At 71.5% G+C, this 23,683-nt stretch carries 22 protein-coding genes; 15 read left to right on the top strand and 7 right to left on the bottom strand.

The window, feature by feature from the left end; translation table 11 throughout:
• Positions 1 to 35 precede the first annotated feature (35 nt).
• The 3 genes from trpD to ABZX02_RS28665 form a co-directional block, all read right to left on the bottom strand.
• Entirely contained in the window at positions 36 to 1,076 is a 1,041-nt protein-coding gene (gene trpD, locus ABZX02_RS28675) for an anthranilate phosphoribosyltransferase (RefSeq protein WP_355302496.1), read from the bottom strand.
• 5 nt (positions 1,077 to 1,081) lie between these two features.
• On the bottom strand, positions 1,082 to 1,492 hold the full coding sequence (locus ABZX02_RS28670; RefSeq protein ID WP_355302494.1) for a hypothetical protein: 411 nt from the start codon (positions 1,490 to 1,492) through the stop codon (positions 1,082 to 1,084).
• A 65-nt stretch (positions 1,493 to 1,557) separates the two neighbouring features.
• Positions 1,558 to 1,959 (bottom strand): hypothetical protein, encoded by a 402-nt coding sequence (locus ABZX02_RS28665; RefSeq protein WP_355302492.1) that lies wholly within the window; start codon positions 1,957 to 1,959, stop codon positions 1,558 to 1,560.
• A gap of 93 nt (positions 1,960 to 2,052) precedes the next feature.
• Here ABZX02_RS28665 and ABZX02_RS28660 point away from each other — a divergent pair, with 93 nt between their 5' ends.
• The 4 genes from ABZX02_RS28660 to ABZX02_RS28645 all read left to right on the top strand — a co-directional run bounded on the left by ABZX02_RS28660 (position 2,053) and on the right by ABZX02_RS28645 (position 6,323).
• Entirely contained in the window at positions 2,053 to 2,661 is a 609-nt protein-coding gene (locus ABZX02_RS28660; protein WP_236223465.1) for a heme-copper oxidase subunit III, read from the top strand.
• 61 nt (positions 2,662 to 2,722) lie between these two features.
• The gene (locus ABZX02_RS28655; protein ID WP_355302490.1) at positions 2,723 to 3,535 is read left to right on the top strand and encodes a c-type cytochrome; all 813 of its coding nucleotides are present in this window, start codon (positions 2,723 to 2,725) and stop codon (positions 3,533 to 3,535) included.
• The gene (locus ABZX02_RS28650; protein ID WP_355302488.1) at positions 3,532 to 4,662 is read left to right on the top strand and encodes a Rieske 2Fe-2S domain-containing protein; all 1,131 of its coding nucleotides are present in this window, start codon (positions 3,532 to 3,534) and stop codon (positions 4,660 to 4,662) included. The genes ABZX02_RS28655 and ABZX02_RS28650 overlap by 4 nt, the downstream gene beginning before the upstream one ends.
• The gene (locus tag ABZX02_RS28645) at positions 4,659 to 6,323 is read left to right on the top strand and encodes a cytochrome bc complex cytochrome b subunit (protein ID WP_355302486.1); all 1,665 of its coding nucleotides are present in this window, start codon (positions 4,659 to 4,661) and stop codon (positions 6,321 to 6,323) included. The genes ABZX02_RS28650 and ABZX02_RS28645 overlap by 4 nt, the downstream gene beginning before the upstream one ends.
• Before the next feature lie 229 nt (positions 6,324 to 6,552).
• On the opposite strand, the gene ABZX02_RS28640 is transcribed toward ABZX02_RS28645, so the two are convergent.
• Positions 6,553 to 6,840 (bottom strand): Lrp/AsnC ligand binding domain-containing protein, encoded by a 288-nt coding sequence (locus ABZX02_RS28640; RefSeq protein WP_355302484.1) that lies wholly within the window; start codon positions 6,838 to 6,840, stop codon positions 6,553 to 6,555.
• A gap of 196 nt (positions 6,841 to 7,036) precedes the next feature.
• Between ABZX02_RS28640 and ABZX02_RS28635 the strand changes: the two genes are divergently transcribed.
• A complete protein-coding gene (locus ABZX02_RS28635; protein WP_355302482.1) occupies positions 7,037 to 7,912 on the top strand; it encodes a hypothetical protein in 876 nt (291 codons plus the stop codon).
• Between the two features lie 169 nt (positions 7,913 to 8,081).
• Here ABZX02_RS28635 and ABZX02_RS28630 read toward each other — a convergent pair whose 3' ends face one another.
• On the bottom strand, positions 8,082 to 9,782 hold the full coding sequence (locus ABZX02_RS28630; protein WP_355302480.1) for a DEDD exonuclease domain-containing protein: 1,701 nt from the start codon (positions 9,780 to 9,782) through the stop codon (positions 8,082 to 8,084).
• 218 nt (positions 9,783 to 10,000) lie between these two features.
• Here ABZX02_RS28630 and ABZX02_RS28625 point away from each other — a divergent pair, with 218 nt between their 5' ends.
• The 4 genes from ABZX02_RS28625 (at position 10,001) to ABZX02_RS28610 (ending at position 14,270) form a co-directional block, all read left to right on the top strand.
• Positions 10,001 to 11,308, top strand: a complete 1,308-nt coding sequence (locus ABZX02_RS28625) for an NYN domain-containing protein (RefSeq protein ID WP_355302659.1) — start codon at positions 10,001 to 10,003, stop codon at positions 11,306 to 11,308.
• A gap of 65 nt (positions 11,309 to 11,373) precedes the next feature.
• Positions 11,374 to 12,378, top strand: a complete 1,005-nt coding sequence (locus tag ABZX02_RS28620; RefSeq protein WP_355302478.1) for an NlpC/P60 family protein — start codon at positions 11,374 to 11,376, stop codon at positions 12,376 to 12,378.
• A gap of 10 nt (positions 12,379 to 12,388) precedes the next feature.
• Entirely contained in the window at positions 12,389 to 13,156 is a 768-nt protein-coding gene (locus ABZX02_RS28615; protein WP_355302477.1) for a hypothetical protein, read from the top strand.
• A gap of 10 nt (positions 13,157 to 13,166) precedes the next feature.
• Positions 13,167 to 14,270, top strand: coding sequence for a glycosyltransferase family 4 protein (locus tag ABZX02_RS28610; protein WP_355302475.1), 1,104 nt, complete (start codon positions 13,167 to 13,169; stop codon positions 14,268 to 14,270).
• A gap of 160 nt (positions 14,271 to 14,430) precedes the next feature.
• Here ABZX02_RS28610 and ABZX02_RS28605 read toward each other — a convergent pair whose 3' ends face one another.
• Entirely contained in the window at positions 14,431 to 17,292 is a 2,862-nt protein-coding gene (locus ABZX02_RS28605) for a BTAD domain-containing putative transcriptional regulator (RefSeq protein ID WP_355302473.1), read from the bottom strand.
• Positions 17,293 to 17,544: 252 nt separating this feature from the next.
• Entirely contained in the window at positions 17,545 to 19,341 is a 1,797-nt protein-coding gene (locus tag ABZX02_RS28600) for a long-chain fatty acid--CoA ligase (RefSeq protein WP_355302471.1), read from the bottom strand.
• A gap of 98 nt (positions 19,342 to 19,439) precedes the next feature.
• On the opposite strand from ABZX02_RS28600, the gene ABZX02_RS28595 reads away from it, so the two are divergent.
• The 6 genes from ABZX02_RS28595 to ABZX02_RS28570 are packed head-to-tail and all read left to right on the top strand — an operon-like array spanning position 19,440 to position 23,674.
• A complete protein-coding gene (locus tag ABZX02_RS28595; protein ID WP_355302470.1) occupies positions 19,440 to 19,820 on the top strand; it encodes a polyketide cyclase / dehydrase and lipid transport in 381 nt (126 codons plus the stop codon).
• A gap of 57 nt (positions 19,821 to 19,877) precedes the next feature.
• On the top strand, positions 19,878 to 20,666 hold the full coding sequence (locus tag ABZX02_RS28590) for a metallophosphoesterase (protein WP_355302469.1): 789 nt from the start codon (positions 19,878 to 19,880) through the stop codon (positions 20,664 to 20,666).
• A 23-nt stretch (positions 20,667 to 20,689) separates the two neighbouring features.
• On the top strand, positions 20,690 to 21,130 hold the full coding sequence (locus tag ABZX02_RS28585) for an SRPBCC family protein (protein ID WP_355302657.1): 441 nt from the start codon (positions 20,690 to 20,692) through the stop codon (positions 21,128 to 21,130).
• The gene (locus ABZX02_RS28580) at positions 21,127 to 22,335 is read left to right on the top strand and encodes an ArsA family ATPase (RefSeq protein ID WP_355302467.1); all 1,209 of its coding nucleotides are present in this window, start codon (positions 21,127 to 21,129) and stop codon (positions 22,333 to 22,335) included. The genes ABZX02_RS28585 and ABZX02_RS28580 overlap by 4 nt, the downstream gene beginning before the upstream one ends.
• A 23-nt stretch (positions 22,336 to 22,358) precedes the next feature.
• Entirely contained in the window at positions 22,359 to 22,703 is a 345-nt protein-coding gene (locus ABZX02_RS28575) for a hypothetical protein (RefSeq protein ID WP_355302465.1), read from the top strand.
• Positions 22,703 to 23,674 (top strand): ROK family glucokinase, encoded by a 972-nt coding sequence (locus tag ABZX02_RS28570; protein ID WP_355302463.1) that lies wholly within the window; start codon positions 22,703 to 22,705, stop codon positions 23,672 to 23,674. Before ABZX02_RS28575 ends, ABZX02_RS28570 begins: the two co-directional genes overlap by 1 nt.
• Positions 23,675 to 23,683 lie beyond the last annotated feature (9 nt).

The following is a 23,683-nucleotide window of genomic DNA, read 5'->3' as shown; positions in this document are numbered from 1 at the left end:
GGACACGCCGTCAACAACGTCCGTGATCACTACAGCTAGCCCTTCAGGGCCTGTGAGAGCTCCACCCAGCGGCTCAACAGCTCCGCCGCCTTGCCCGAGTCGACGGCGTCCGCCGCGCGGCTCAGCGAGGCCGTCAGGTCGGCGTGCAGGTCGTCGGAGAACCCGCCGTGCGCCGCGATGGCGCCCGCGGCGTTCACGAGCACCGCGTCGCGCACGGACCCCGTCTTGCCCGCCACGAGGTCGCGGACCACCTGGGCGTTGACCGACGAGTCGCCGCCCTTCAGGTCCTCCTCGCGCGCGGGCTTCACGCCGAGCACCGCCGGGTCGATGGTCGCGGTGCGCACCTCGCCGTCCTGCGCGAGCCACGCGGACGTCGTCGTGGTCGTCGTGATCTCGTCGAGGCCGTCGTCACCCCGCACGACCAGCGCGGTGTTGCGCCGCCGCGCGAACACGCCGGCGATCAGCGGGGCCGCCGCCGCCCGCGCGCAGCCGATCAGGCCGACCGTGGGCTGGGCGGGGTTCGTCAGCGGGCCGAGCAGGTTGAACGACGTCGGGATGCCGATCTCGCGCCGCACCGGGCCCGCGTGCCGGAAGCCGGGGTGGAACACCGGCGCGAAGCAGAACCCGATGCCCAGCTGCCGCACGGTCTCCCGGACGCCGTCGGCGGGCAGGTCGATCGCGACGCCCAAGGCCTCCAGCACGTCCGCCGTGCCGCACTGCGACGACGCCGCGCGGTTGCCGTGCTTGACCACGGGCACGCCCGCGGCGGCCGTGACGATCGCGGCCATCGTCGAAATGTTGACCGAACCGGAATGATCGCCGCCGGTGCCGACGATGTCGGTCGCCCGCACGTCCACCGTGAACCGGTTCGCGTGCTCCAGCATCATCGTGGCGAGGCCGTCGACCTCCTCCGGCGTCTCGCCCTTGGCGCGCAGCGCGACGATGAACGCCGCGATCTGCGCCGCGCTCGCCGCACCGGACATCACCTGGTCCATGCCCCAGGCCGTGTCGTCCGCGGTCAGGTCGGCGCCGTCGAGCAGCCGGTTGAGCAGCGAGGGCCAGGTCCGCTGGCTCATGGCGCTCAGCCCTTGACGACGGGAAGAGCCGAGCCCCGCAGCACCTCGGCCACGGTCTCGGCGGCGGCCAGCGGGTCGAGCGGGTGCACCAGCACCGCGTCCGCCTGCGACCACGTCGCGAGCCACCTGTCGTCCTTGCGGCGCACCGCCACGACGACCGGCGGGCAGTTCGTGATCTCGTCCTTGAGCTGGCGGGACAGGCCCATGCCGCCCGTCGGCTGCGCCTCGCCGTCGAGGATCAGCAGGTCGACGGTGCCGTTGTCCACCTCGTAGAGGACGTCGGCGATCGTCCCGACCTCGACGTACTCGACGCGGGCGAGGTCCGGCGCGGGCCGGCGGCCGACCGCAGTGATGATCGTCTCACGCACCTCGGGCCGGTGGCTGAACACCAGGATCTTCGTGGTCTGCGTGCTCATCTCTCGATCCTCCGCTGCGACTGCCGACTGCTGTCACCAAGAAAGTGACCAAGGTCGCCGTGATGCTATCGGGCCGGGTCGTGCGGCTTCTGCAGGGCGTCCCAGCCCAGCGCCTCGCCACCGAGGCGCTGCGCCAGCGAGGCCATCCGAGACCTCTCCTGGGCGCAGTGCAGCGCGTCCAGCTTCTGCACCCTGCTGATGAGCGCTATCTCACCCGCGACGAGCACCCAGCCGTCCGGCGTGAGCAGCTCCCGCGCGCGTTCTACCTGGTCAGCGGGGATGCGCACGTGGTGGCGGAGCACGGCGGGCTCGTCCGCGCGCCACTGCGGAGAGCGCGCCAGAGCGGCCGAATCGGCCTCCGCGATGTCGAACGCCTCGACCACGACCACGAGGTCCGGGTCGTCCACCGAGAGCGCCGGTTCCTCGTCCCGCCGCAGCATGTCGCGCAATCGGCCCAGCAAGCTCATCCGTTGATCTCCTCGCGATCACTCGCCGTGTGACCCAGCCGACCCATGATCCGCGCAGGACCCGATGGGCGGACGGAAATTACGCAGGCAATAATGCTGCTCGTGACCACGGCAGCGCCTTCAATCGGCCAGCGCGTGCACTCGCTGAACCGCCCGAACATGGTCAGCGTCGGCACGATCGTCTGGCTGTCCAGCGAGCTCATGTTCTTCGCTGGCCTCTTCGCCATGTTCTTCACGGTGAAGGCCCAGAACGAGGGACCTTGGCCCCCGCCCCCCACCCACCTGAACATCCCCTACGCGTCGGTCTTCACGATCATCCTGGTCGCGTCGTCCTTCACCTGTCAGTGGGGCGTGTTCGCGGCGGAGCGGGGAGACGTCTTCGGTCTGCGTCGCTGGTACATCGTGACGCTGATCATGGGCGCGATCTTCGTGGGCGGTCAGGCCGGTGAGTACGTCGAGCTGGTCCACGCCGGCACGACGATCCCGTCCTCGGCCTACGGCACGGTCTTCTACCTGACGACCGGCTTCCACGGCCTGCACGTCATCGGCGGCCTGATCGCGTTCGTCTACCTGTTGATCCGGACGAAGCTCAGCAAGTTCACGCCGGCACAGGCCACCTCCGCGATCGTCGTGTCGTACTACTGGCACTTCGTCGACGTCGTGTGGATCGGCCTGTTCGCCATCATCTACATCGTGCCCTGACCTAGTCAGCACGCAGCCAAGCCACGAGCTCCCGAACTGACAGCAAGGGTTGCCGCACACCATGACCACCACGACGAAACGCCCCCGCGGCGCCCGCACCAAGATGCGCCGCCGGGTCGCCGGACTGCTCGCACTGGGCTTCGCCCTGCTGAGCGCCGGCATGCTGTTCGCCGCCTTCGCGCCCCAGGCGCAGACCGCCCAGGCGCAGCAGCAGGACGCCCTGGTCCGCCAGGGCGAGCAGATCTACCTGAACACCTGCCTGAGCTGCCACGGCAGCTCCCTGGAGGGTGTCGAGGGCCGCGGGCCGAGCCTCGTGGGCGTCGGCGACGCCGCGGTCTACTTCCAGACTTCCTCCGGCCGCATGCCCATGGCGCGGCAGGAGGCGCAGGCCATCCGCAAGCCCGCGAAGCTCTCCCCCGAGGAGATCAACGCGCTGATGGCCTACATCACCGCGAACGGTGGCGAGGGCCCGAAGAAGCCCTCCGAGTCCGGTGAGGCCCTGCGCGGCGACAACCCGGCGCGCGGTGGCGAGCTCTTCCGCCTCAACTGCGCCAGCTGCCACAACTTCACGGGTCGTGGTGGCGCGCTGTCCTCCGGCAAGTTCGCGCCCGCTCTCGACGGCGTGACCGAGGAGCAGATCTACACGGCGATGCTCAGCGGCCCGCAGAACATGCCGAAGTTCGGCGAGCGCCAGCTCACGCCGGAAGAGAAGAAAGACATCATCGCGTACGTCAAGTCGGTCACCGACGGAAACAACAACTCCGGCGGTAACGCCCTGGGCGGGTTCGGCCCCGTCTCCGAGGGCCTGATCGCGTTCATCGTGGGCATCGCCGCGCTCATCGGCGTGACCCTCTGGATCGGAGCCAAGGCATGAGCGGCGACAAGCCGATCGAGCTGCCCAGCGAGGCAGAACTCGCGGAGATGAGCCGGGACGAGCTCGTCAAGCTCGGCACGAAGATGGACGGCGTCGAGCTCGTCCACTACGAGGAGAAGTTCCCGGTCCCCGGCACCCGCGCCGAGCGTCGTGCTCAGCGCTCGGTCGCCGCGTGGTTCATGGTCTCCGCGCTGTCGGGCCTGGCGTTCCTCGGCGTGTTCCTGTTCTGGCCGTGGGAGTACGAGTCCCCGTTCAACGAGAGCGGCCACTTCCTGCACAACCTGTACAACCCGCTGATCGGCCTGTTCCTGGGCCTCTCGGTGGTGGCCCTGGGTGTCGGAGCGCTGCTCTACACGAAGAAGTTCCTGCCGGACGAGCTCGCGGTGCAGCAGCGCCACGACGGCCCGTCGAGCGCGGTCGACCGCGCCACCCTGGTCGCGGAGCTCGCCGACGCGGGTGACCGCAGCGGCATCGCGCGCCGCAGCCTGATCAAGCGCACCGCGGGCCTCGGCGCCGGTGTGCTGGGTCTCGGCGTGGCGGCCGTGCCGCTGGGCGCGCTGATGAAGAACCCGCACTCGGACAGCGAGACCAAGGCCTCGCTCTGGCACACCGGCTGGAAGCCGGAGAAGCCGGGCGAGAAGGTCTACCTGCGCCGCCACACCGGCAACTTCCACGAGGTCTCGCTCGTGCGTCCCGAGGACGTCGAGCCGGGCGGTTTCGAGACGGTCTTCCCGTTCCGCGAGTCCGAGCGCGACGACGAGCACGCCCTGGTGGCGGCCCTCAAGCGCGCCGACGCGCCGGTCATGCTGATCCGCATGCGGCCGAACCAGGCCATCACCAAGCGTGCGGGCCAGGAGGACTTCAACTACGGTGACCTGTACGCGTACTCGAAGATCTGCACGCACCTGGGTTGCCCGACGTCGCTGTTCGAGCAGCAGACCGGTCTGCTGCTCTGCCCCTGCCACCAGTCGCAGTTCGACGTCTTCGAATACGCGAAGCCGCGGTTCGGTCCGGCAACCCGCCCTCTGCCGCAGCTTCCGATCACTGTGGACGAAGACGGATACTTGGTAGCCCGCAGCGACTTCATCGAGGCTGTGGGACCGGCGTTCTGGGAGCGGAAGTCATGAGTGCCATCACGACGCCGACGAAGCCGGCCAACGCGGCCGCGCGCGTCGCAGGAGCGGCGGCCAACGCTGCCGACGAGCGGTACCACGCGGCCTCTGGCCTGCGCAAACAGCTGAACAAGGTCTTCCCGACGCACTGGTCCTTCCTGCTCGGTGAGATCGCGCTGTACAGCTTCATCGTGCTGCTGCTGTCGGGCACGTACCTCGCGCTGTTCTTCGACCCGTCGATGACCGAGGTCACCTACAACGGCTCGTTCGAGAACCTGCGCGGCATCGAGATGTCGCGGGCGTTCGCGTCCACTCTCGACATCTCGTTCGAGACGCGGGGCGGTCTGTTCGTCCGCCAGGTGCACCACTGGGCGGCACTGCTGTTCATGGGCGCGATCGTCGTGCACATGTTCCGGATCTTCTTCACCGGCGCGTTCCGCAAGCCGCGTGAGATCAACTGGGTCATCGGCATCGTGCTGTTCATGCTCGGCGCGATCGAGGGCTTCCTCGGCTACTCGCTGCCGGACGACCTGCTCTCGGGCACCGGCCTCCGCGTCATGGCGGCGCTGCTGATCTCGTTCCCGGTCATCGGCACGTGGCTGAACTGGCTGATGTTCGGCGGGGAGTTCCCCGGCACGGACATCATCCCGATGCTCTACACCGCGCACATCCTGATCATCCCGGCGATCATCCTGGGTCTGATCGCGGCGCACCTCGCGCTGGTCTGGTACCAGAAGCACACGCAGTTCCCGGGCGTGGGCCGCAAGGAGACCAACGTCGTCGGCGTCCGCATCATGCCGGTGTTCGCGGCCAAGGGCGGCGGCTTCTTCGCCATCGTCGTCGGTGTCATCGCGATCATGGGTGGCGTCTTCCAGATCAACCCGATCTGGAACATCGGCCCGTACAACCCCGCGCAGGTGTCCGCCGGCTCGCAGCCCGACTGGTACATGGGCTGGACCGACGGCCTGGTCCGCATCTGGCCCGCGTGGGAGTTCTACCTGGGCAACTACACGATCCCGGCGCCGTTCCTGCCGTTCATCCTCGGTCTGCCGCTGCTGACCGGCATCGCGGCGGCGTACCCGTGGATCGAGCGCAAGATGACCAAGGACTACGCGCACCACAACCTGCTGCAGCGTCCGCGCGACGTCCCGGTCCGCACCTCGCTGGGCTGGATGGCGATCACGTACTTCATGGTCCTGCTGCTCATGGGCGCGAACGACATCTTCGCCTACCAGTTCGACATCTCGTTGAACCTGACGACGTGGATGGGCCGCATCGGCATGCTGGTCCTGCCCCCGATCGCGTACTTCGTGTCGTACCGCATCTGCATCGGTCTGCAGCGCGGTGACCGCGAGGTGCTCGAGCACGGTGTCGAGACCGGCATCATCAAGCGCCTGCCGCACGGCGAGTTCATCGAGATCCACCAGCCGCTCGGCCCGGTGGACGACCACGGCCACCCGATCCCGCTCGCCTACCAGGGCGCGTCGGTGCCGAAGAAGATGAACAAGCTCGGCTCGGCCGGTCACCCGGTCGTCGGCAGCACGTGGTCGCCGGACCCGGTCGAGGAGACCGTGGCCCTGGAGAACGCGCGCAAGCACATCCACGCCTCGGAGGGCCTCAGCTCCCAGGACGAGGCGAGCGAGCTCGCGGGCAAGCCTTCGGACCCGAAGGCCTGACCCCAGCCGGCACAGCGAAAGGCCCCCGTGGACTCCACGGGGGCCTTTCGCCGTTCGGGCGTACTAGGGCCTGTATCGACGTCCGAATCCGCGATAGCCGGGCCTGAGGCGGCCCCTGACGGCACGGACGGACGGCCCACGTACAACACCGGTATGCGGGCCGTCCGTCCGCACCGCCAGGAACCACCTCAGGCGCGACTCTCATCGAACCCGGACGTCGATACAGGCCCTAGCGGGCGTCGTCGAGGCCGATGGCGAACGCGGCCTCGTCGTCGCGCTTCGAGTAGCTGCGGAACGCGATGTGCGTGTCGGTGTTCAGCACGCCCGCGACCTTGCTGATCTTGCCGGGCACCAGCGCGGCGAGGTCCTCGTGCTTGCTGACCCGCACCAGCGCGATCAGGTCCACGTCACCGGCACAGGAGTACACCTCGGTGACTCCGTCGATGTCGGCGATCTCCTGCGCGGCCTCGGGAATGCGTTCGGCGGCGGCCTGGATCAGCACGATGGCGGTGACCACGGCGTCCTCCTCGGGTCTGGGCTCCGGTGTCTCAAGCACCCGTAGTCTGCCCTACCGCCTGATCACCGGCGTGGGGACGTCACCACTCACGCCGCAGGTGTCCTGTGGCCTGCTGACCTGCGCCGACGACTTCATGCAATGACGTTTGCGCTCGACCGCAAACGTATGTTGCAAAGGTGGCGGCTACCGTGCGGGCATGACCACCCCGGCCAGGTACAGCGACGGCGCCATCCACGTCCCCGGCGGCGTCACCTTCCCCGTGCCGGTCACGCCGAGGGAGCAGGCGGTCGCCCCGGACCTGACGAGCGCGGTCTACACGTCGGACAACGACCTGGTCTGCGTCGACCGCGCGGGCGCGCAGCGGTGGCGACACGAGTTCGGCACGGTCCAGGAGAAGGTGCGCAACGTCCGGGCGGGATGCACGTTCTCATTCAACGGTGAGCACGTCTGGCTCTTCCGGCCGGACGCGATGGGGAACTGGAACGACGGCGACGACACCTGGCACGTGCTGGACGCCACCACCGGCACCCTGCTCGCCAGCGCCGACCTGGGCACCGTCGGCCACGGCGGCAACCACCACGTGCACCCCAACGGCACCGACGTGCTGGTCGACGTCGGCGAGGGCCAGGACGGGTCGCTGCTGTTCCGCGGCACCCTCCGCGGCACCTCACTCGAGGTGGTCCGGTACCCGTGGGAGGACCGCGTGCTGGTGGCGATCGCGGAGGACGGCCGCGGCTTCATGACCGTCCACCACGAACAGCACGACGTCGCGTTCCACACCTACCCGGACGGTGAGGTGGTGCGCCGGGTGTCCGCGGCGGACCTCGGCCACGACGAGGACACGTGGCTGGAGTGGACGGGCGGCTACCTCGACCCCGACACCGCGTTCGTGGTCGCGGGCGGGGAGGACGACGGTGAGGAGTGGTTCCGGCACCACCTGGTCGACGTGCGGACCGGCGCGCACCTCGGCACCTTCGACGCGCACGCCGCGGACGCGTACGGCGTGATCCCCGTCGGTGGTGGGGCGTGGCTGACGTTCGAGGGCGGTGAGTTCCGCCGGCACGTCCGCTGATCAGGTTGCCTCACGCTGTCGGCCGCACCTGCACCAACCACGCTGGCGGCCAGCCGCACCCGTGTTGAGCAGCTTGTCCGGTCACACCAGCGCCAACCACTCCGGCGACCGCTTCCTGCCACCTCCGGCGACACCCGCCGACCAGCTCAGCGGCCACCACTCCGTCGCGTCAGTTCCAGTGGTCGTGGATCGGGCGCGCGCTCGCCGCCTGCTCCGCCCAAGGCACCCAGGCCGCAGCCGCACCGGCAGGCGACGACCACGGCTCGTCCGCGTAGACCAGGCGGGTGCCCGGCTGGTCGAGCCAGCGCAGCACGACGCCGGCCTCCTCCGGCGGCGCGCCGCGCAGCGGGCCGGGAGTCGGGACGACCGTCTCCGCGGAGGCGACGAGGGCGTCGACCACCGGCATCGGGCGGGTGCCCCGGCGGGCAACGCCGGCGGAGGCGAGGCGGCCGTAGCGCACCACCGAGAACTCCCAGCCTCCCTCGCGGTCGGGTCTGGCGGCCACGAGCTGGGGGAGGGCCGCGAGGGCGGCCAGGCGTTGGGCGCGGTCCAGGGAGCGGACCAGGCCTGCCAGGCGGTCGCGGCGGCGGGCTGCCTCCTCGAAGCGTTCGGCTGAGGCGAGGCCGCCGAGTTGGCTGACGAGCGTGCGCAGCGGGTCCGCGCTGCGGCCCACGACCAGGTCCCGCACGGCGACCACGGCGGGGGCGTACTCGTCGACTGTCTGGTGGCCCGCGCACGGGGCCTTGCAGCGGTCCAGCTCGGCCAGGGCGCACGGGGAGGCGCGCTGGTTCGTCGCCGGGATCTTGATGGTGCACGAGCGCAGCGGGACGGCGTCGAGCAGCGCGTCGGCCACCGACTCGGCCGCCTTGCGCGTGCGGAACGGGCCCAGCGCGCCGTCCTTCGGCGTCTTGACCAGCGAGATCCGGGGGAACGGCTCGTCGGTCAGGGTGAGCCACCAGGCGCTGTGGGGATTCTTGGAGCGGCGGTTGTACGCGGGGCGGTGTGCGCGTAAGAGGCGGAGCTCGCGCACCTCCGCCTCTAGCGGGTGGGAGCACTCCACGGCGTCCACGCGCACGGCCAGCGCGACCATCTCGCGGAGCCGGCGCCTGCCTTCGCTCGCGGTGAAGTACTGGCGGACGCGCCGCCGCAGGTCCGACGCCGTGCCGACGTAGAGGACCTCCTCCTTCGGGCCGCGGAACAGGTACACGCCCGGTTTGTTCGGCAGGTGGGCGGCCAGCGAGCGCTTGCGGCGCTGCTCCGGCGTCACCTCCGGCAGGTACGCCAGCAGCTCCTCGAGCGAGTGCACGCCCACGTTGCCGACGCGTTCCAGCAGCGCGTGCAGCACCTCGACGGTGGTGCGGGCGTCGGCCAGCGCGCGGTGCGTCGGCTTGGTCTCCGTGCGGAACAGGTCCGACAGCGCCGACAGCCGGCACGACGGCGCCTCGTCGCGGCTGAGCACCCTCCGCGCGAGCTTGACGGTGCACACGACCGACGGCTTCGGCCAGCGGTACCCGTGCCGCTCGCAGGCCGCCTTCATGAAGCTCACGTCGAAGCCCGAGTTGTGCGCCACCAGGACGGACCCGGCGGCGAACTCCAGGAACGCGGGCAGCACCGTCTTCATCGTCGGCGCGCCCGTCACCATCAGCTGCGTGATCCCGGTCAGCTGGGCGACCTGCGGTGGGATGCCGCGCTCCGGGTCGACGAGCGTGGCGAACTCGCCGAGCACCTCGCCCGCGCGCACCTTCACCGCGCCGATCTCCGTGACGGCGTCCTCCTCGGAGCTGCCTCCCGTCGTCTCGAGGTCGAAGACGACGAACGTCGTGTCGCGCAGGGGCGTCCCGAGCTCGTCGAAGGACAGTTGTCCGGTCACGGCGCTGACGGTAGCGACGGGGTCTGACAATTTTCGGAGCCGATCTCCCGTGGAGCCCTGACCTGCGGTTGCTCCATTGGAGTGGTGACGAGGTGATCTTTTCCAGATCGTTGCTGCGGCCGCGGACCCGCCCGTGCGCCGCCCGAGTGCGCGGCCTCTAGCCTGGTGGGGTGTCCGAACCGGAGCCCGCGCACGAGATCGACCAGCCCGCCGAAGAGGTGGGTGAGTCCACGGCGGAGTCCGCTGTGGACTGGTCGTCCCTGCCGGAACCGCTGCGGGTGAGGCTCGCGGAGCTGGGCGCGGACGCGCTGGGCGAGATGGCGAAGGTCGACGTGCCGCAGCACCTGCGGCCGGTCGCGAAGTTCGCGCCGACGAAACGCGCCCGGCTGGGCGGGTCGCAGGTCGTGGCCGGCCTGCGGGACTCGGCGAACTTCCGCACCGCCGTGGTCGAGTGGCTGCGCAAGAACAGGCCGTCGACGCTCGAGGTGACCTCACCGGACCCGGTGACCGCGGCCGCCGCGGCGGTGCTGACCGGGGACGAGGTCGCGCTGCACTACGTCGAACTGGTGTCGCGGCGCGTGGGCGACGCGACGCTGCGGGCCGAACGGGACGCGGCCGTCGTGCGCGCGGAACGGCTGGAAGGCGAGCTGGACCGGCTGCGCTCCGAGCGCGCCCAGCTCGACGGCGCCGCCGAACGCGTCCGCGCGGACGCCGAGATCGAGCTGGAACGCCTGCGCAAGCGGTTGCGCGAGCAGGGCGTGAAGCTGCGCGAGGCCAAGGACGCCGCCCTGGCCGCGGCCGCCGAGGTCGACAAGATCCAGGAACGCACGGCCGACGAGGTCAAGCGCCTGACCGCCGAACGCGACCGCGAACGGGAGCGCGCCGAGACCGAGCGCGGCAAGGCCCAGCGGGCGATCGCCGACGCCGAGGTGGCGCGCCAGTCCGCGCGGGAGGCCCGTCAGGCCGACGAGGTGCGGCTCGCGCTGCTCGTCGACACCCTCGACGGCGCCGTCACCGGCCTGCGCCGCGAACTGGCCCTGGGCGGCAGCGGCCCGCGTCCCGCCGACCTGGTGCGGGGCGCCAGCGCGTCGCAGGGGGCCGTCGGCCGCGTGGAGGACCCGGCGGCGCTGGACCGGCTGCTGGCGCTGCCCGCGGTGCACCTGGTGGTGGACGGCTACAACGTCACGAAGACCGGCTATCCCGAGCTGTCGCTGTCCGACCAGCGCGATCGGCTCGTGCACCAGCTCGCCGTGCTGGCCGCCCGCACGGGAGCCGAGGTGACGCTGGTGTTCGACGGCGCCGGTGTCGTGGCGGTGCCCGCGGCCGCGCCACGGGGCGTGCGCGTCCTCTTCAGCGACCCCGGTGTCCTGGCCGACGACGTGATCCGCGCGCTGGTCACGGCGGAGCCGGAGGGTCGGCCCGTGGTGGTGGTGACCTCGGATCGCGCGGTCGCGGACTCGGTGCGCCGACGCGGTGCGCACCCCGTGCCGTCCGCGGTGTTGCTGGCCCGTCTCGGGCGTGTTTGATCACCCGGTAGCCTGACGCCGTCGATCTTGGCGGTCTTGTTCTGGCGAAGGGGATCGGCGACCTCATGTCGCGCAACTTCACCCGTGGTTTCCTGGTTCTCCTGCTGCTGTTCCCGGTCGCGCCGGCGGTGTCCTCGGCCGCGCAACCGGCTGATCCCGCGCGCGCGTACGCCGATCTGACAGCGCAGGCGACGAAGCTCAACGAGGAAGTCCTGCGCGCGCAGGAGGACCTGACACAGCGCAAGGCCGAGCTCGACCGCGCGACCGCGACGGTGGCGGCGGCGCAGCAGATCGAACGGCAGGCCAAGCGCGACGAGGACGACTTCCAGGGGCAGGTCGACCTGATCGCCCAGGCGTCGTTCGAGGGCGCGCGGTTCAACCAGCTGTCGGCGCTGCTCGTGGCGGACTCGCAGCAGGACTTCCTGAACCGCCTGGAGATGATGCGGGTCCTCGCCGCCGACAAGGCCGACTCGCTCGCGCGGCTGTCCGCCGCCGTCGAGAAGGCCCGGCAGGCGCACCAGGTCGCGGAGAGCGCGCGGGCGCGTGCCGCCGAGACCACCGCGGCGGCCGAGAAGCTGAAGAGCGACCTCGACGCGCGCAACCAGGCGTTGCAGGCGCAGATCACCGACGTGCGGGCGGCGCTGACCCGGCTGCCCGCCCCCGTCGTGAACCAGCTGCGCGACCCCGGTGACCGCTCGCAGGTCGGCGTGCCCGCCGGCGTGGCGGGCCTCGCGCTGACGTTCGCGCTCGGCCAGCGCGGCGACGACTACTCCTACGGCGCCACCGGCCCCGACTCGTGGGACTGCGCCGGCCTCACGATGAGGGCCTACGCCGCCGCGAACGTCACCATCCCGCGCACCTCCGGCGGGCAGGCAGGCGTCGGCCGCGCCGTGTCGCGCGGCGAGGTCCGCGCCGGCGACCTGATCATCTACTACGCGAGCCGCTCGCACGTCGCCATGGCCGTCGACAACGCGAGGGCGGTGCACGCCTCCACGGAGGGCCAGCCGGTCAAGATCGCACCCATCGACGCCATCGGGCCCATCGCGGTGATCCGGCGCATCGAGGGCTAGCGTTGCGCCGGTGAACCACCTGCGGACGTTGCTGGCGACCACCGTCGCCTTCACGTTCGTCCTGGGCATGACCGTTGCACTGCGGCCCGTCGAGTTGCCGCCGACCGCAAACGATCGTTGCAACGAGGCGGTGCTGACGACCGCGACAGGCACCGTGACCAGCAGTTCCTGCGACAGCGAGCTCGCGACGCGGGTGTCCGGGTCGCTCGACGCCGCGGTGCGCGCGGTCGCCGACGTGGTGGACACCGGGTGGGTCCGGCGGGTCGACGTCGTCGTGCCGACGTCGGACGAGGAGCTCGTGTCGCTCGTCGGGCCGGCGTTCGCGGACATGGCCGGCATCGCGATCAGGGACGGCTCCGGGCAGCGCGTCGTGATCAACCGGGTGCGCGCGGCGGCGCTGTCGGACCTGGAGCTGGGCGTGCTGCTGCGACACGAGATCACGCACGTCGCCACGCGCGACCTGACCTCGGACTCGGCTCCGCTCTGGCTGGTCGAGGGGTTCGCGGACTGGGTGGCCTTCCGCGGCACGGGGCTGTCGCTGCGCCAGGCCGCGCCGTTGCTCAAGACGGACGTCTCCGCGCTGCCGGTCGACTTCGGCGGGGCCGGCCGCGACCTGGCGTACCAGCAGGCGTACTCGATCATGGTCTACCTGGAGTCGCGCCTGGGGGAGCGCGGCGTCGTGGACTTCTACCTGCGCAACGCGGCGTCGTCCGCGGTGGACACCGGCGCCGTCGACGTGGCGGGCTGGCGTGAGTTCCTGAGAACGAGCATCGGATAGCGTTGGGTTCGTGCGCCGAACCTTGCTGGTGACCAACGACTTCCCGCCCCGCCCCGGTGGCATCCAGTCCTACCTGCACGCTTTGGCGACACGGCTGCCCGCGGACTCGCTCGTCGTCTACGCGCCGAAGTGGAAGGGCGCCGCGGAGTTCGACGCCGAGCAGCCGTTCCCGGTGGTGCGCCACCCCACGTCGTTGATGCTGCCGACGCCGGACGTCCTGAAGCGCGCCCGCGACATCGCCCGCGCGGAGTCGTGCGACGCCGCGTGGTTCGGCGCGGCGGCACCGCTCGCGCTGCTGGCGCCGTCGCTCGGGCTGAGCCGCGCGGTCGCGTGCACGCACGGGCACGAGGTGGGCTGGTCGATGCTGCCCGTGGCGCGGCAGGCCCTGCGCGCGATCGGGTCCGGTGTGGACGTCGTGACGTACGTCAGCCGCTACACCCGCTCGCGGTTCGCGGCGGCGTTCGGCCCGATGGCGGCGCTGGAGCACCTGCCGTCCGGTGTGGACACCGAGCAGTACCGCCCGGACCCGGCCGCGCGCGCCGAGATGCGCGCCCGCTACGGGCTGGGCGACCGCCCCGTGATCGTGTGCGTGTCGAGGCTGGTGCCGCGCAAGGGGCAGGACGTGCTGATCCGCGCGCTGCCGCTAATCCAGCGGTCCGTGCCGGACGCCGCCCTGCTGATCGTCGGCGGCGGGCCGTACCGCGGGACGCTCGAGAAGCTGGCCGCCGGCTCCCGCGACATCGTGCTGACCGGGTCGGTGCCGTGGGAGGAGCTGCCCGCGCACTACAACGCGGGCGACGTGTTCGCGATGCCCTGCCGCACCCGCGGCCGCGGCCTCGACGTCGAAGGGCTCGGCATCGTCTACCTGGAGGCGTCGGCGACCGGACTGCCCGTCGTGGCCGGCCGGTCCGGTGGTGCCCCGGAGACCGTGCGGGACGGCATCACCGGCAACGTCGTCGACGGCCTCGACGTCGAGAACGTCGCCTTGCGCATCGCCTCGTTGCTCGCCGATCCGGAGATGGCCGCCAAGATGGGGCGCGCCGGCCGGGAGTGGGTCAGCGACCAGTGGCGCTGGGACCAGCTCGCGCACCGCCTCGAAGGCCTCATCGGCTGATCGACGACCAGCCCGGCGTCTACCTGCGGTTTTGCGTTCGACTGCCTTTGCAATGACTCGTTTGCCGTCGTCCGCAAACATTTTTTGCATGCGCGCCGCCCTTTGCAACGAGTCTTTTGTGGACGTCCGCAAACGTATTTTGCATCCGGCGCAGGGGTGGTCAGGCGAGTTCGCGGGCCCGGTTCTCCAGCCCGCGCAGCCCCAGTTCGGCACTGCGCCGCGCGGCCTCGGCGGCGGCCGACCGGGCGTCGGCGGGGCGGTCCAGGTCCCGCAGCACCAGGGCCAGGTCGATCAACGCCCGCACCTCGCCCGAGGCGAACCCGATGCGCCGGGCCGTCGCCAGCGCCTGGGAGAACAGCTCGGCGGCGCCCTCGAAGTCGAGCAGCACGCGCCGGGCCTCGCCGAGCGTGATCCGGACCGACGTCGCCACCTGCTGGTCGCCGCCGTCGGCCACGAGCGCCAACGCACGCGACGCCAGCGAAAGCGCCTCGTCGGTGTTGCCGGAGGCGAGCTCGAGGGCGGCGAGGTTCTCCAGGGTCTCGGCCTCGCCGGCGGGCACGTTGCCGATCTCCAGCGCGCGTTCGAGGTGAGCGCGGGCCTCGTCGAGCCGGCCCTGCAGGCGCAGCGCCAGGCCGAGGTACGTGTGGCTGTCGGCGTTCGGCGCGAGCGACAGCGCCTGCGAGAAGTGCTCGACCGCGCTGTCGAGCTCGCCGAGCTCCACCGCGAGCTGGCCCAGGTTGTACAGGCCGGTGCTGACGATGTCCGCCGACGACGCGCGCAGCATCTCCAGGCACCGGACCAGGGTGTCGCGGGCGGCGACCAGGTTGCCCGAGCGGCGGTGCACGAGGCTGAGGTTGTTGAGCGCGCCCGCCTCGGCGTCCTTGTCGCCCAGCGCCCGGTACAGCTCGATCGCGTGACCGTGGTGCTCGATCGACCGCGCGAACTCGCCGAGGCGCAGGTAGAGGCTGCCCAGGTTCGCGTGCATCGCGGCCTCGGCCGGGCGGTGCGCGGACGCCTGGGCCGCCTGCAGGCCGTGGTGCGCGGTCGCGAGCCACTCGCCGACGTGCTGGCCGATCCACAGGTAGCCGCGCAGCGCGTCCGCCAGCTGCCAGGCCATGTCCGCGGGGCCGTGCTCGGCCGCGTGCCGGATGGTGGCGATCAGGTTCGGGCGTTCGCTGTCGAGCCACGCGAGGGCCTCGGCCGACGTCGCGATCCGCGGCGCCGGGCCCGTCGACGACGACGGCAGCCGCACGATCCCGGGGTAGAGCAGCTCGGCGCAGCGCTCGACGCCGCGCAGGTAGTGGTTGAGCAGCGCGGTCCAGGCCGCCTGCTGCTCGGCCGGGGTGTCCGCCGCCTCCCGCAGCGTCGCGGCGTAGCGGACCAGCTCGTCGTGGAACCGGTAGCGGCCGGGCGCGGGCGAGACCACCAGCCGGGCGATCGCGAGCACCGTCAGCAGGCCCTCGGCGTCCACGTCGGCCAGTGCGGAGGCGGCCTCCGGCGTGAAGTCCGGGCCCGGTACCAGCGACAACAGCCGGAACAGCCGTTGCGGCGCCGGGGGCAGCGCGGCGTAGGCCAGCTCGATCGGCGACCCCGAGATCGTCACGTCGTCGCGGCCCGCCAGGTATGCCGCGGCCACCCGCAACGCGAGCGGCAGGTGTCCGCAGCGTTCAGCCAGCTCCGCGTGGTCACCCGGCCCCAGCAACGTCGTCAGCAGTGCCTCCGACTCGGCCGCCGGGAACACACCGACCGGAACGGTCCGCGCGCCGTTCAACGCGATCAGCCCGCGCAGGTCGTCCCGCGACGTCACGATCACGCGGCACGACGCGGTGCCCGGCAGCAGCGGCCGCACCTGCGCCGGAGCGGAGGCGTTGTCGAGCACCAGCAGCATCCGGCGCCCCGACAGCAACGACCGCAGCATCGTGCTCTGCTCGTCCGCGTCCGGCGGGATCTCGTCCGGCGGCACGCCGAGCGCCCGCAGGAACCGCGACAGCACGTCCACCCCGTCCGCCGGCGCGCCCAGGGCGTACCCGCGCAGGTCGACGTAGAGCTGCCCGTCCGGGAACCGGTGGCGCAGCAGGTGCGCCACGCGCACCGCGAGCGTCGTCTTGCCCACCCCCGGCGGCCCCGCCAGCGTCACGATCGGCACCGAGCCCGTGACCAGCCCGGACACCCGGTCCACGTGCGCGGACCGCCCGGTGAAGTCCGCGATGTCGTCCGGCAGCCGCATCGGCGACGACGGCGCGCGCTCCGGTTCCCGTTCGACCACCGGTGCCGCCAACTCCGGCGCGCCCACCAGGATCGCCTGGTGCAACGACCGCAGCTCCTGCGACGGGTCGATGCCCAGCTGCTCGTCGAGCGTCCGGTCGAGCTGCCGGAACGCCTCCAGCGCCTCCGCCTGCCTGCTGCAGCGGTACAGCGCCAGCATCAGCTGCGCCCAGAACCTCTCCCGCAACGGGTGGTCCCGCGTAAGCCCGAACAGCTCCGGCACCAGGTCGGCGTGGTTGCCCAGGGCGAGCTCCACGTCGATCCGCTGCTCGTGCACCGTCATCAGCAGCTCGGTCAGCCGCGGGGCGTGCTCCGAGTACAACGTCTCCGAGGGCACGTCCGACAGCACCGGCCCGCGCCACAGGTCCAACGCCTCGGCAAACGCTTTCCGCGCCGTGACCAGGTCGGACGACGCCGCCGCACGCCCGCGCGCCGCCGCGTCGGCGAACCGGTGCGCGTCCACGGACAGCGGGTCGACCCGCATCCGGTAGCCGTCGGGAGCCGTCTGGATCAACGACGGGTCGCCCAGTGCCGCGCGCAACCGCATCACGTACGTCTGCAGGGTTCCCCTCGTGCGCGCGGGCGGTGTGTCGCCCCACACGTGCCCGACGAGTTCCGTCACGGGAACGACGCGGTTCGGGCGCAGCAGCAACGCCGCCAGCAACGCTCTGTGCTTGCCCGCTCGCAGTACGACAGCGGCGCCGTCCAGGCGCACCTCCATCGGGCCGAGCAGCCGGAACTGCGGACCCGAAGCCATCGCCAACCCCTCGTGCGTGCCGGAAGATCCCCGTCTGCCCGACAGCCTATTAGCGCACTGTCGCGGAGTGACATCGGCGCGTCAGCGATACGTCAGCGCCGTGCGGCAATCTTCTCCACGTCCCGGTCGGGGGGCCGGGGCAACACACTTCTCGGGTTCTGCGGAGGTCTCCGCGGATCACGATCGCTGGGGGTCGAAAGGCCCAGGCGCTCTCTCTGGAGCTCCTGGGCCTTTCGCGCATTGGACCTGCGGTTACTTCGCGTAGATCGCGTCGATGTCGGACGCGTAGGTGTTCGCGACGACCGAGCGCTTCAGCTTCAGCGACGGCGTCATCTCGCCACCCGCCTCGGTGAAGTCGACCGGCAGCACCCGGAACTTGCGGATCGCCTCGGCCTTGGACACCGACCTGTTCGCCTCGTCCACCACGGCCTGGATCTCGGCCAGCAGGTCCGCGTCCTCGACCAGGTCGGGGACCTCGGCCGACGCGGGCTTGCCCTTGGACTCCTTCCACACCGGGAAGAACTCCGGGTCGATCGTGATCAGCGCGCCGATGAACGGCTGCTTGTCGCCGACGACCATGCACTGCGAGATCAGGGGGTGCGCCCGGATCCGGTCCTCGAGCTGCGCGGGGGAGACGTTCTTGCCACCGGCGGTGACGATGATCTCCTTCTTGCGGCCCGTGATCTTCAGGAACCCGTCGGAGTCGAGCTCGCCGATGTCACCGGTGTGGAACCAGCCGTCCTCGAGGGCCTCCTTGGTGGCGGCCTCGTTGTTCCAGTAGCCGGTGAAGACGATGTCGCCCTTGATGAGGATCTCGCCGTCGTCCGCGATCCGGACCGACGTGCCGGGCACCGGCAGGCCGACCGTGCCGACCTTCTCCTGGCCGCTGAACGTCACGCACGCCGCCGCCGACGTCTCGGTCAGGCCGTAGCCCTCGTAGACCGGGATGCCCGCGCCGCGGAAGAAGTGCGACAGCCGGGCGCCCAGCGGCGCGCCGCCGGAGACCGCCGCGACCGCGCGCCCGCCCAGGGCGCCGCGCAGCTTCGAGAACACCAGCTTGTCGAACACCGCGTGCTTGATCCGCAGGCCGAGGCCGGGACCGCCGTTGTCGAGCGCCGTGCTGTACGCGACCGAGGTGGCCTCGGCGGCGTCGAAGATCTTGCCCTTGCCGCCGGCGTGCGCCTTCTGCTTCGCGCCGTTGTAGACCTTCTCGAACACGCGCGGCACCGCGACGACGAACGTCGGCCGGAACTGGCCGAGGTCCTCGACGAGGTTCTTCACGTCGGCGGTGTGGCCGAGCGTCGCCCGCGAGTACACGCACGCGAGGTACAGGGCGCGCGCGAGGATGTGCGCGAGCGGCAGGAACAGCAGCAGCGAGTTGCCGGCCGTGAGGATCTCCGGGAACCGCGACAGCGCCGACCGCACCTCGGACAGCAGGTTGCGGTGCGTCAGCGTGCAGCCCTTGGGACGGCCGGTGGTGCCGGACGTGTAGACGAGCGTCGCCGTGTGGTCCGCCTGGACCTGCTTGCGGCGCTCGTGGACCTGCTCGTCGGTGACCTCGGCGCCGAGCGCGGTGAGCTCGTCGACCGCGGCGGCCGCACCGTCGATCTGCCACACGTGGCGCAGCTCGGGCAGCTTGCCGACGACCTCGTCGACCATCGCGCGGTGCGGCGACGCCTCGACGAAGACGGCCTTCGCACCGGAGTCGGACAGGATCCACTCGATCTGGTCGGCCGAGGACGTCTCGTAGATCGGCACCACGACGCCGCCCGCCGCCCAGATGGCGAAGTCGAGCAACGACCACTCGTAGCGCGTCTTGGAGACCAGGCCGACCCGGTCGCCGAGCTCCAGACCGGCGGCCACGAGACCCTTCGCGACCGCCATCACCTGCGCGGCGAAGTCACGCGCGGTGATGTCGACCCAGGTGCCGTCGACCTGCCTGCGGAAGCTGACGGCGTTGCCGAAGCGCTCCGCGTTGGCCCACACCATGTCGGTGAGGTTCTCCTCCGGAGCCACAGCGGCGGTGGCGGGGACGCTGAACTCGCGCACGTCAACCTCCGTACGGTGAAATGTTACTGGTGGGGAAACCTAGCGTGTGATTCCGGCGATACAAAGGCTGGTACGCCCTTCCGTTACCTTTTGTCCTCATGGCCAGCGTGGACGTCGTCGACGAGACCTTCCTCGCGGTACCACCGAACGTGGTCGCCGCAGCCTTCGCCTCGCCCGCGTCGTGGCGGGAGTTCTGGCCCGATCTGGAGCTCGACGTCTACGCCGACCGCGGCGACGAGGGACTGCGCTGGACGGTCGGCGGCGCGCTCGTCGGCACCATGGAGGTCTGGCTCGAACCGGTGCTTGACGGCACTGTGCTGCACTACTTCCTCCGCGCTGACTCTCCCTCCGGAGCGCTCACGCCCCGCGACGCCCGCCGCGAGGTGCAACGCCGTCAGCTCGACGCCAAGTCGGTCTCGCTGGGGCTCAAGCTGACGCTGGAGGACGGTCGTCCGGCCGGATGCCCTCCATCCGTGTGATCTTGCTGGACGTGCGTCCCGCTGAACACCCCCAAGCGCGTCAACTAAGTTGGAGGCGTGCGGGTTCACGTGGTCTCGGATGTGCACGGCAACGCGGAGGCGCTGGCGCGCGCCGGTGACGGCGCGGACGCTCTGGTCGTGCTCGGCGACCTGATCGACTTCGTCGACTACCACGACCACTCCAGGGGAATCCTCGGCCGCGTGTTCGGACCGGAGAAGGTCGGGATCTTCGCCGAGCTGCGGCGCGGCACGCGGCGCGCGGACACGGCGAGCTACATCCGGTCGCTCTGGGACGGTCTGGCCGACGCCCGGTCCGTCGTGGAGGAGGCGGTGCTGGAGCAGTACCAGGCGCTGTTCGACGCCATGTCCGCGCCGACGTACGCGACACCGGGCAATGTGGACAGTCCGCAGCTGTGGCCGCGGTTCGCCGGTGCCGGCGTGCACGTCCTCGACGGCGAGGCGGCGGAGATCGGCGGCCTGAGGTTCGGCTTCGCGGGCGGCGGGCTCATGGTGCCCGGACTCGTGCGCAACCCCGACGCGCCGTGGTTCCCGTACCTGCGCACGGAGGACGACATGGCCGCCGCGCTCGACCGGATGGGTGAGGTCGACGTGCTGTGCACGCACATCCCGCCGCTGGTCCCCGAACTGACCTACGACGTCGTCGCGCGCCGTCCCGAGTGGGGCTCGCGGGCCGCGCTGGACAAGATCGTGAGCGAACGGCCGCGCTGGTCGGTGTTCGGACACGTGCACCAGCCGCTGGCCCGGCGCGTGCGCGTCGGCTACACCGAGTGCATCAACGTGGGACATTTCCAGCGCAGCGGCAAGCCTCACGTCCTCAACTGGTGACCACGCGAGTAACCTCCACGTTCATGGCCGACGAGTCCACTCAGTCCATCGTCATCGACGCTCCGCCTGAGAAGATCATGGCGATCATCGCGGACTTCCCGTCGTACCCGGACTGGGCGAACGGGATGAAGGAGGTCGAGGTCCTCGACACCCGCCCCGACGGCCGTGCCGAGCAGGTGCGGTTCGCGATCGACCAGGGTCCCGTGAAGGACGAGTACACCCTGAAGTACGACTGGGCCGCCGACGGCCTGTCGGTGAAGTGGGAGCTCGTCAAGGGCACCATGCAGAAGGCGCAGCAGGGCAGCTACGTGCTGGCGCCGTCCGGTACCGGCACCAAGGTCACCTACACGCTCTCGGTCCAGCTGGTGATCCCGATGATCGGGCTGTTCCGCCGCAAGGCCGAGAAGCTGATCCTCGACACCGCGCTCAAGGAGCTCAAGAAGCGCGCGGAGAAGGCGGCTTGAGCCGGGTCCTGCTCTTCACCGGCAAGGGCGGGGTCGGCAAGACGACGCTGTCCGCCGCCACGGCCGCCTCCCTGGCCGCGCACGGCCGCAAGGCGCTCGTGGTCTCCACCGATCCCGCGCACTCGCTGGGCGACGCCCTCGACGTGCGGCTCGGTGCCGAACCGTCCGAAGTGGACGGATCAGGCGGTCTGTTCGCCTGCCAGATCGACCCCCGCGGCCTCGTCGACGAGGCGTGGGGAGACCTGCGCGGGCACCTGCGGACGGTGCTCGCGGGTGCCGGCGTCGACGAGCTCGACGCCGAGGAGCTCACCGTGCTGCCCGGCGTCGAGGAGCTCCTCGCGCTGGCCGAGGTGCGCAGGCTCGCCGCTTCGGGGCCGTGGGAGGTCGTGGTCGTCGACTGCGGGCCGACCGCCGAGACGTTGCGGCTGCTGTCGCTGCCCGAGGCGTTCGCGGGCTACCTCGAACGCCTCTTCCCGACCCACCGGCGCGTGGTGCGCGGCCTGCTCGCGGGGGTCGCGGGCACCGGGACCGTCGAGAAGTGGGACGCCACGGCCGACGCGCTGAGCCGCCTCGCCGAGAGGCTGGACGCGCTGCGGTCGATGCTCGCCGACCCGTCGTCGTGCTCGGTCCGGCTCGTGCTGACGCCGGAACGCGTCGTCGCCGCCGAGACCCGCCGCACGCTGACCGCGCTGGCGCTGCAGGGAATCCGGGTCGACAGCGTGATCGCGAACCGGTTGGTGCCCTCGCCGGGTGCCGCGCGCGGTGCCGCCGCCACGTGGCTGCGGACCCGGCGGCACGAGCAGGACGCCGTGCTGGCCGAGCTGACCGGGATCGGCGAGATCCGCACGGTCGACCACCGCGCGTCCGAGCCCGTGGGCGTGCCGGCGCTGCTGGAGGTCGCCGAGCAGCTCTACGGCGACGCGGACCCGTTGCCCAGCGAGGCCGCGGCGGAGTCGATGCTGGAGGTGTCGGGCAGCGGTCGCGGTCTCGACGCCCGGTACTCGCTGCGGATCGCGCTGCCGCTGGCCGACGACACGGAGCTCGACCTCGCACGCGTCGGCGACGACCTGGCGCTGACCGTGGACGGCCGGCGCCGGCTCGTGGCGCTGCCGTCGTTGCTGAGGCGCTGCATCGTCACCGGTGCGGAGATGGACTCGGGTGGCGTGACGGTGGGGTTCCGTCCAGACCCTTCGCTGTGGCGTTGATTCGGCGCGCTAGGAGCCAGTAGATGACCCAGGACAACACCGGCAAGCTCGCCGAGGAGCTGCGGCTGCTCATCGACACCGCCGCCGAGCGGATGCAGCCGTGGCTGCAGCGCGTCGCCGAAGCGGGCGACGGCTCGCACACGCCCGAGACGTGCGGCTGGTGCCCGTTGTGCAACGGCGTGGCGCTGCTGCGCGGCGACCGCTCCGAGCTGGCCGCGAAGGCCGCCGAACACGCGGCGGGCCTGGTCGCGGTGCTGCGGGCGGCCCTGCGCGAGCCCGGCACCCCGCCCGCGCCCGCGGCGGACGAGCCCGCGCCGGACGCCGGTCAGCGCGTGCAGCACATCAAGGTCGTCAGGAAGACCGACTAGTGCTCACCGTCGGAGTGGACATCGGCGGCACCAGCGTGCGCGCCGGCGTCGTGGACCCGCGCGGCTCGGTCCTCGACACGTCCCGAGCACCCACCCCCGCGGGCGAACGCGCACTCGAGGACGCGATCGTCGCCGCCGTCGAGGAGGTGGCGGACCGTCACGCGGTGAGCGCCGTCGGCCTCGCCGTGGCGGGCTTCATCGCCTCGGACCGCCGCACGGTCCGGTTCGCGCCCCACCTCGCGTGGCGGCAGGTGAACGTGGCCGAGCGGATGAGCGAGCGCCTGGGCATGCCCGTCGTGCTGGAACACGACGCGAACGCCGCCGCCCTCGCCGAGCACCGGTTCGGCGCCGCCCGCGGTGCCAAGACCGCGGTGCTCGTCGCCATCGGCACGGGCATCGGCGCCGCGCTGCTGCTGGACGGCGAGGTCTTCCGCGGCGCGCACGGCGTCGCCCCCGAACTCGGCCACCTGCGCGTCGTCCCGGACGGCCGTCCCTGCCCGTGCGGCAAGAACGGCTGCTGGGAGCGCTACTGCAGCGGCACCGCGCTCAGTGCCACCGCGGTCGAGCTGCTCGCCAAGCACCCCGGCGTCTCGACCGTCCTCGCCCGCGAGGCGGCAGGCGACTCGCGCGCGGTGACCGGTCGCCGGGTGGCCGGCGCGGCCCGCGACGGCGACCCGCTCGCCAAGCGCGCGATGGCCGACCTCGCCCGCTGGCTCGGCGAGGGCCTCGCGCTCGTCGCCGACGTCTACGACCCCGAGGTGATCGTCATCGGGGGAGGGGTGTCGACCTCGGCGCCGCTGTTCCTCGACGACGCCCGCGAGCGCTACGCCGCCGTCGTCACCGGAGCGGGCCACCGCCCGCTGGCCCGGATCCGCACCGCCCAACTCGGCGACGACGCCGGCATCGTGGGCGCGGCGACCCTGGCCCGCGAGACGGCCTCGAACCTGACCAAGAACGCGCGCCGCGGCTGACCCTGCCGT

This window comes from Lentzea sp. NPDC003310 (genome assembly GCF_040610935.1).
In the GTDB taxonomy this organism is placed as follows: Bacteria; Actinomycetota; Actinomycetes; order Mycobacteriales; family Pseudonocardiaceae; genus Lentzea.
This window is presented reverse-complemented; position numbering and strand designations above follow the sequence as displayed.

Bases quoted from the DNA above. Each gene is read 5' to 3' on its own strand.
- trpD (WP_355302496.1), bottom strand. From the start codon at position 1,076: ATGAGCCAGCGGACCTGGCCCTCGCTGCTCAACCGGCTGCTCGACGGC.
- ABZX02_RS28670 (WP_355302494.1), bottom strand. From the start codon at position 1,492: ATGAGCACGCAGACCACGAAGATCCTGGTGTTCAGCCACCGGCCCGAG.
- ABZX02_RS28665 (WP_355302492.1), bottom strand. From the start codon at position 1,959: ATGAGCTTGCTGGGCCGATTGCGCGACATGCTGCGGCGGGACGAGGAA.
- ABZX02_RS28660 (WP_236223465.1), top strand. From the start codon at position 2,053: ATGCTGCTCGTGACCACGGCAGCGCCTTCAATCGGCCAGCGCGTGCAC.
- ABZX02_RS28655 (WP_355302490.1), top strand. From the start codon at position 2,723: ATGACCACCACGACGAAACGCCCCCGCGGCGCCCGCACCAAGATGCGC.
- ABZX02_RS28650 (WP_355302488.1), top strand. From the start codon at position 3,532: ATGAGCGGCGACAAGCCGATCGAGCTGCCCAGCGAGGCAGAACTCGCG.
- ABZX02_RS28645 (WP_355302486.1), top strand. From the start codon at position 4,659: ATGAGTGCCATCACGACGCCGACGAAGCCGGCCAACGCGGCCGCGCGC.
- ABZX02_RS28635 (WP_355302482.1), top strand. From the start codon at position 7,037: ATGACCACCCCGGCCAGGTACAGCGACGGCGCCATCCACGTCCCCGGC.
- ABZX02_RS28620 (WP_355302478.1), top strand. From the start codon at position 11,374: ATGTCGCGCAACTTCACCCGTGGTTTCCTGGTTCTCCTGCTGCTGTTC.
- ABZX02_RS28605 (WP_355302473.1), bottom strand. From the start codon at position 17,292: ATGGCTTCGGGTCCGCAGTTCCGGCTGCTCGGCCCGATGGAGGTGCGC.
- ABZX02_RS28595 (WP_355302470.1), top strand. From the start codon at position 19,440: ATGGCCAGCGTGGACGTCGTCGACGAGACCTTCCTCGCGGTACCACCG.
- ABZX02_RS28585 (WP_355302657.1), top strand. From the start codon at position 20,690: ATGGCCGACGAGTCCACTCAGTCCATCGTCATCGACGCTCCGCCTGAG.
- ABZX02_RS28575 (WP_355302465.1), top strand. From the start codon at position 22,359: ATGACCCAGGACAACACCGGCAAGCTCGCCGAGGAGCTGCGGCTGCTC.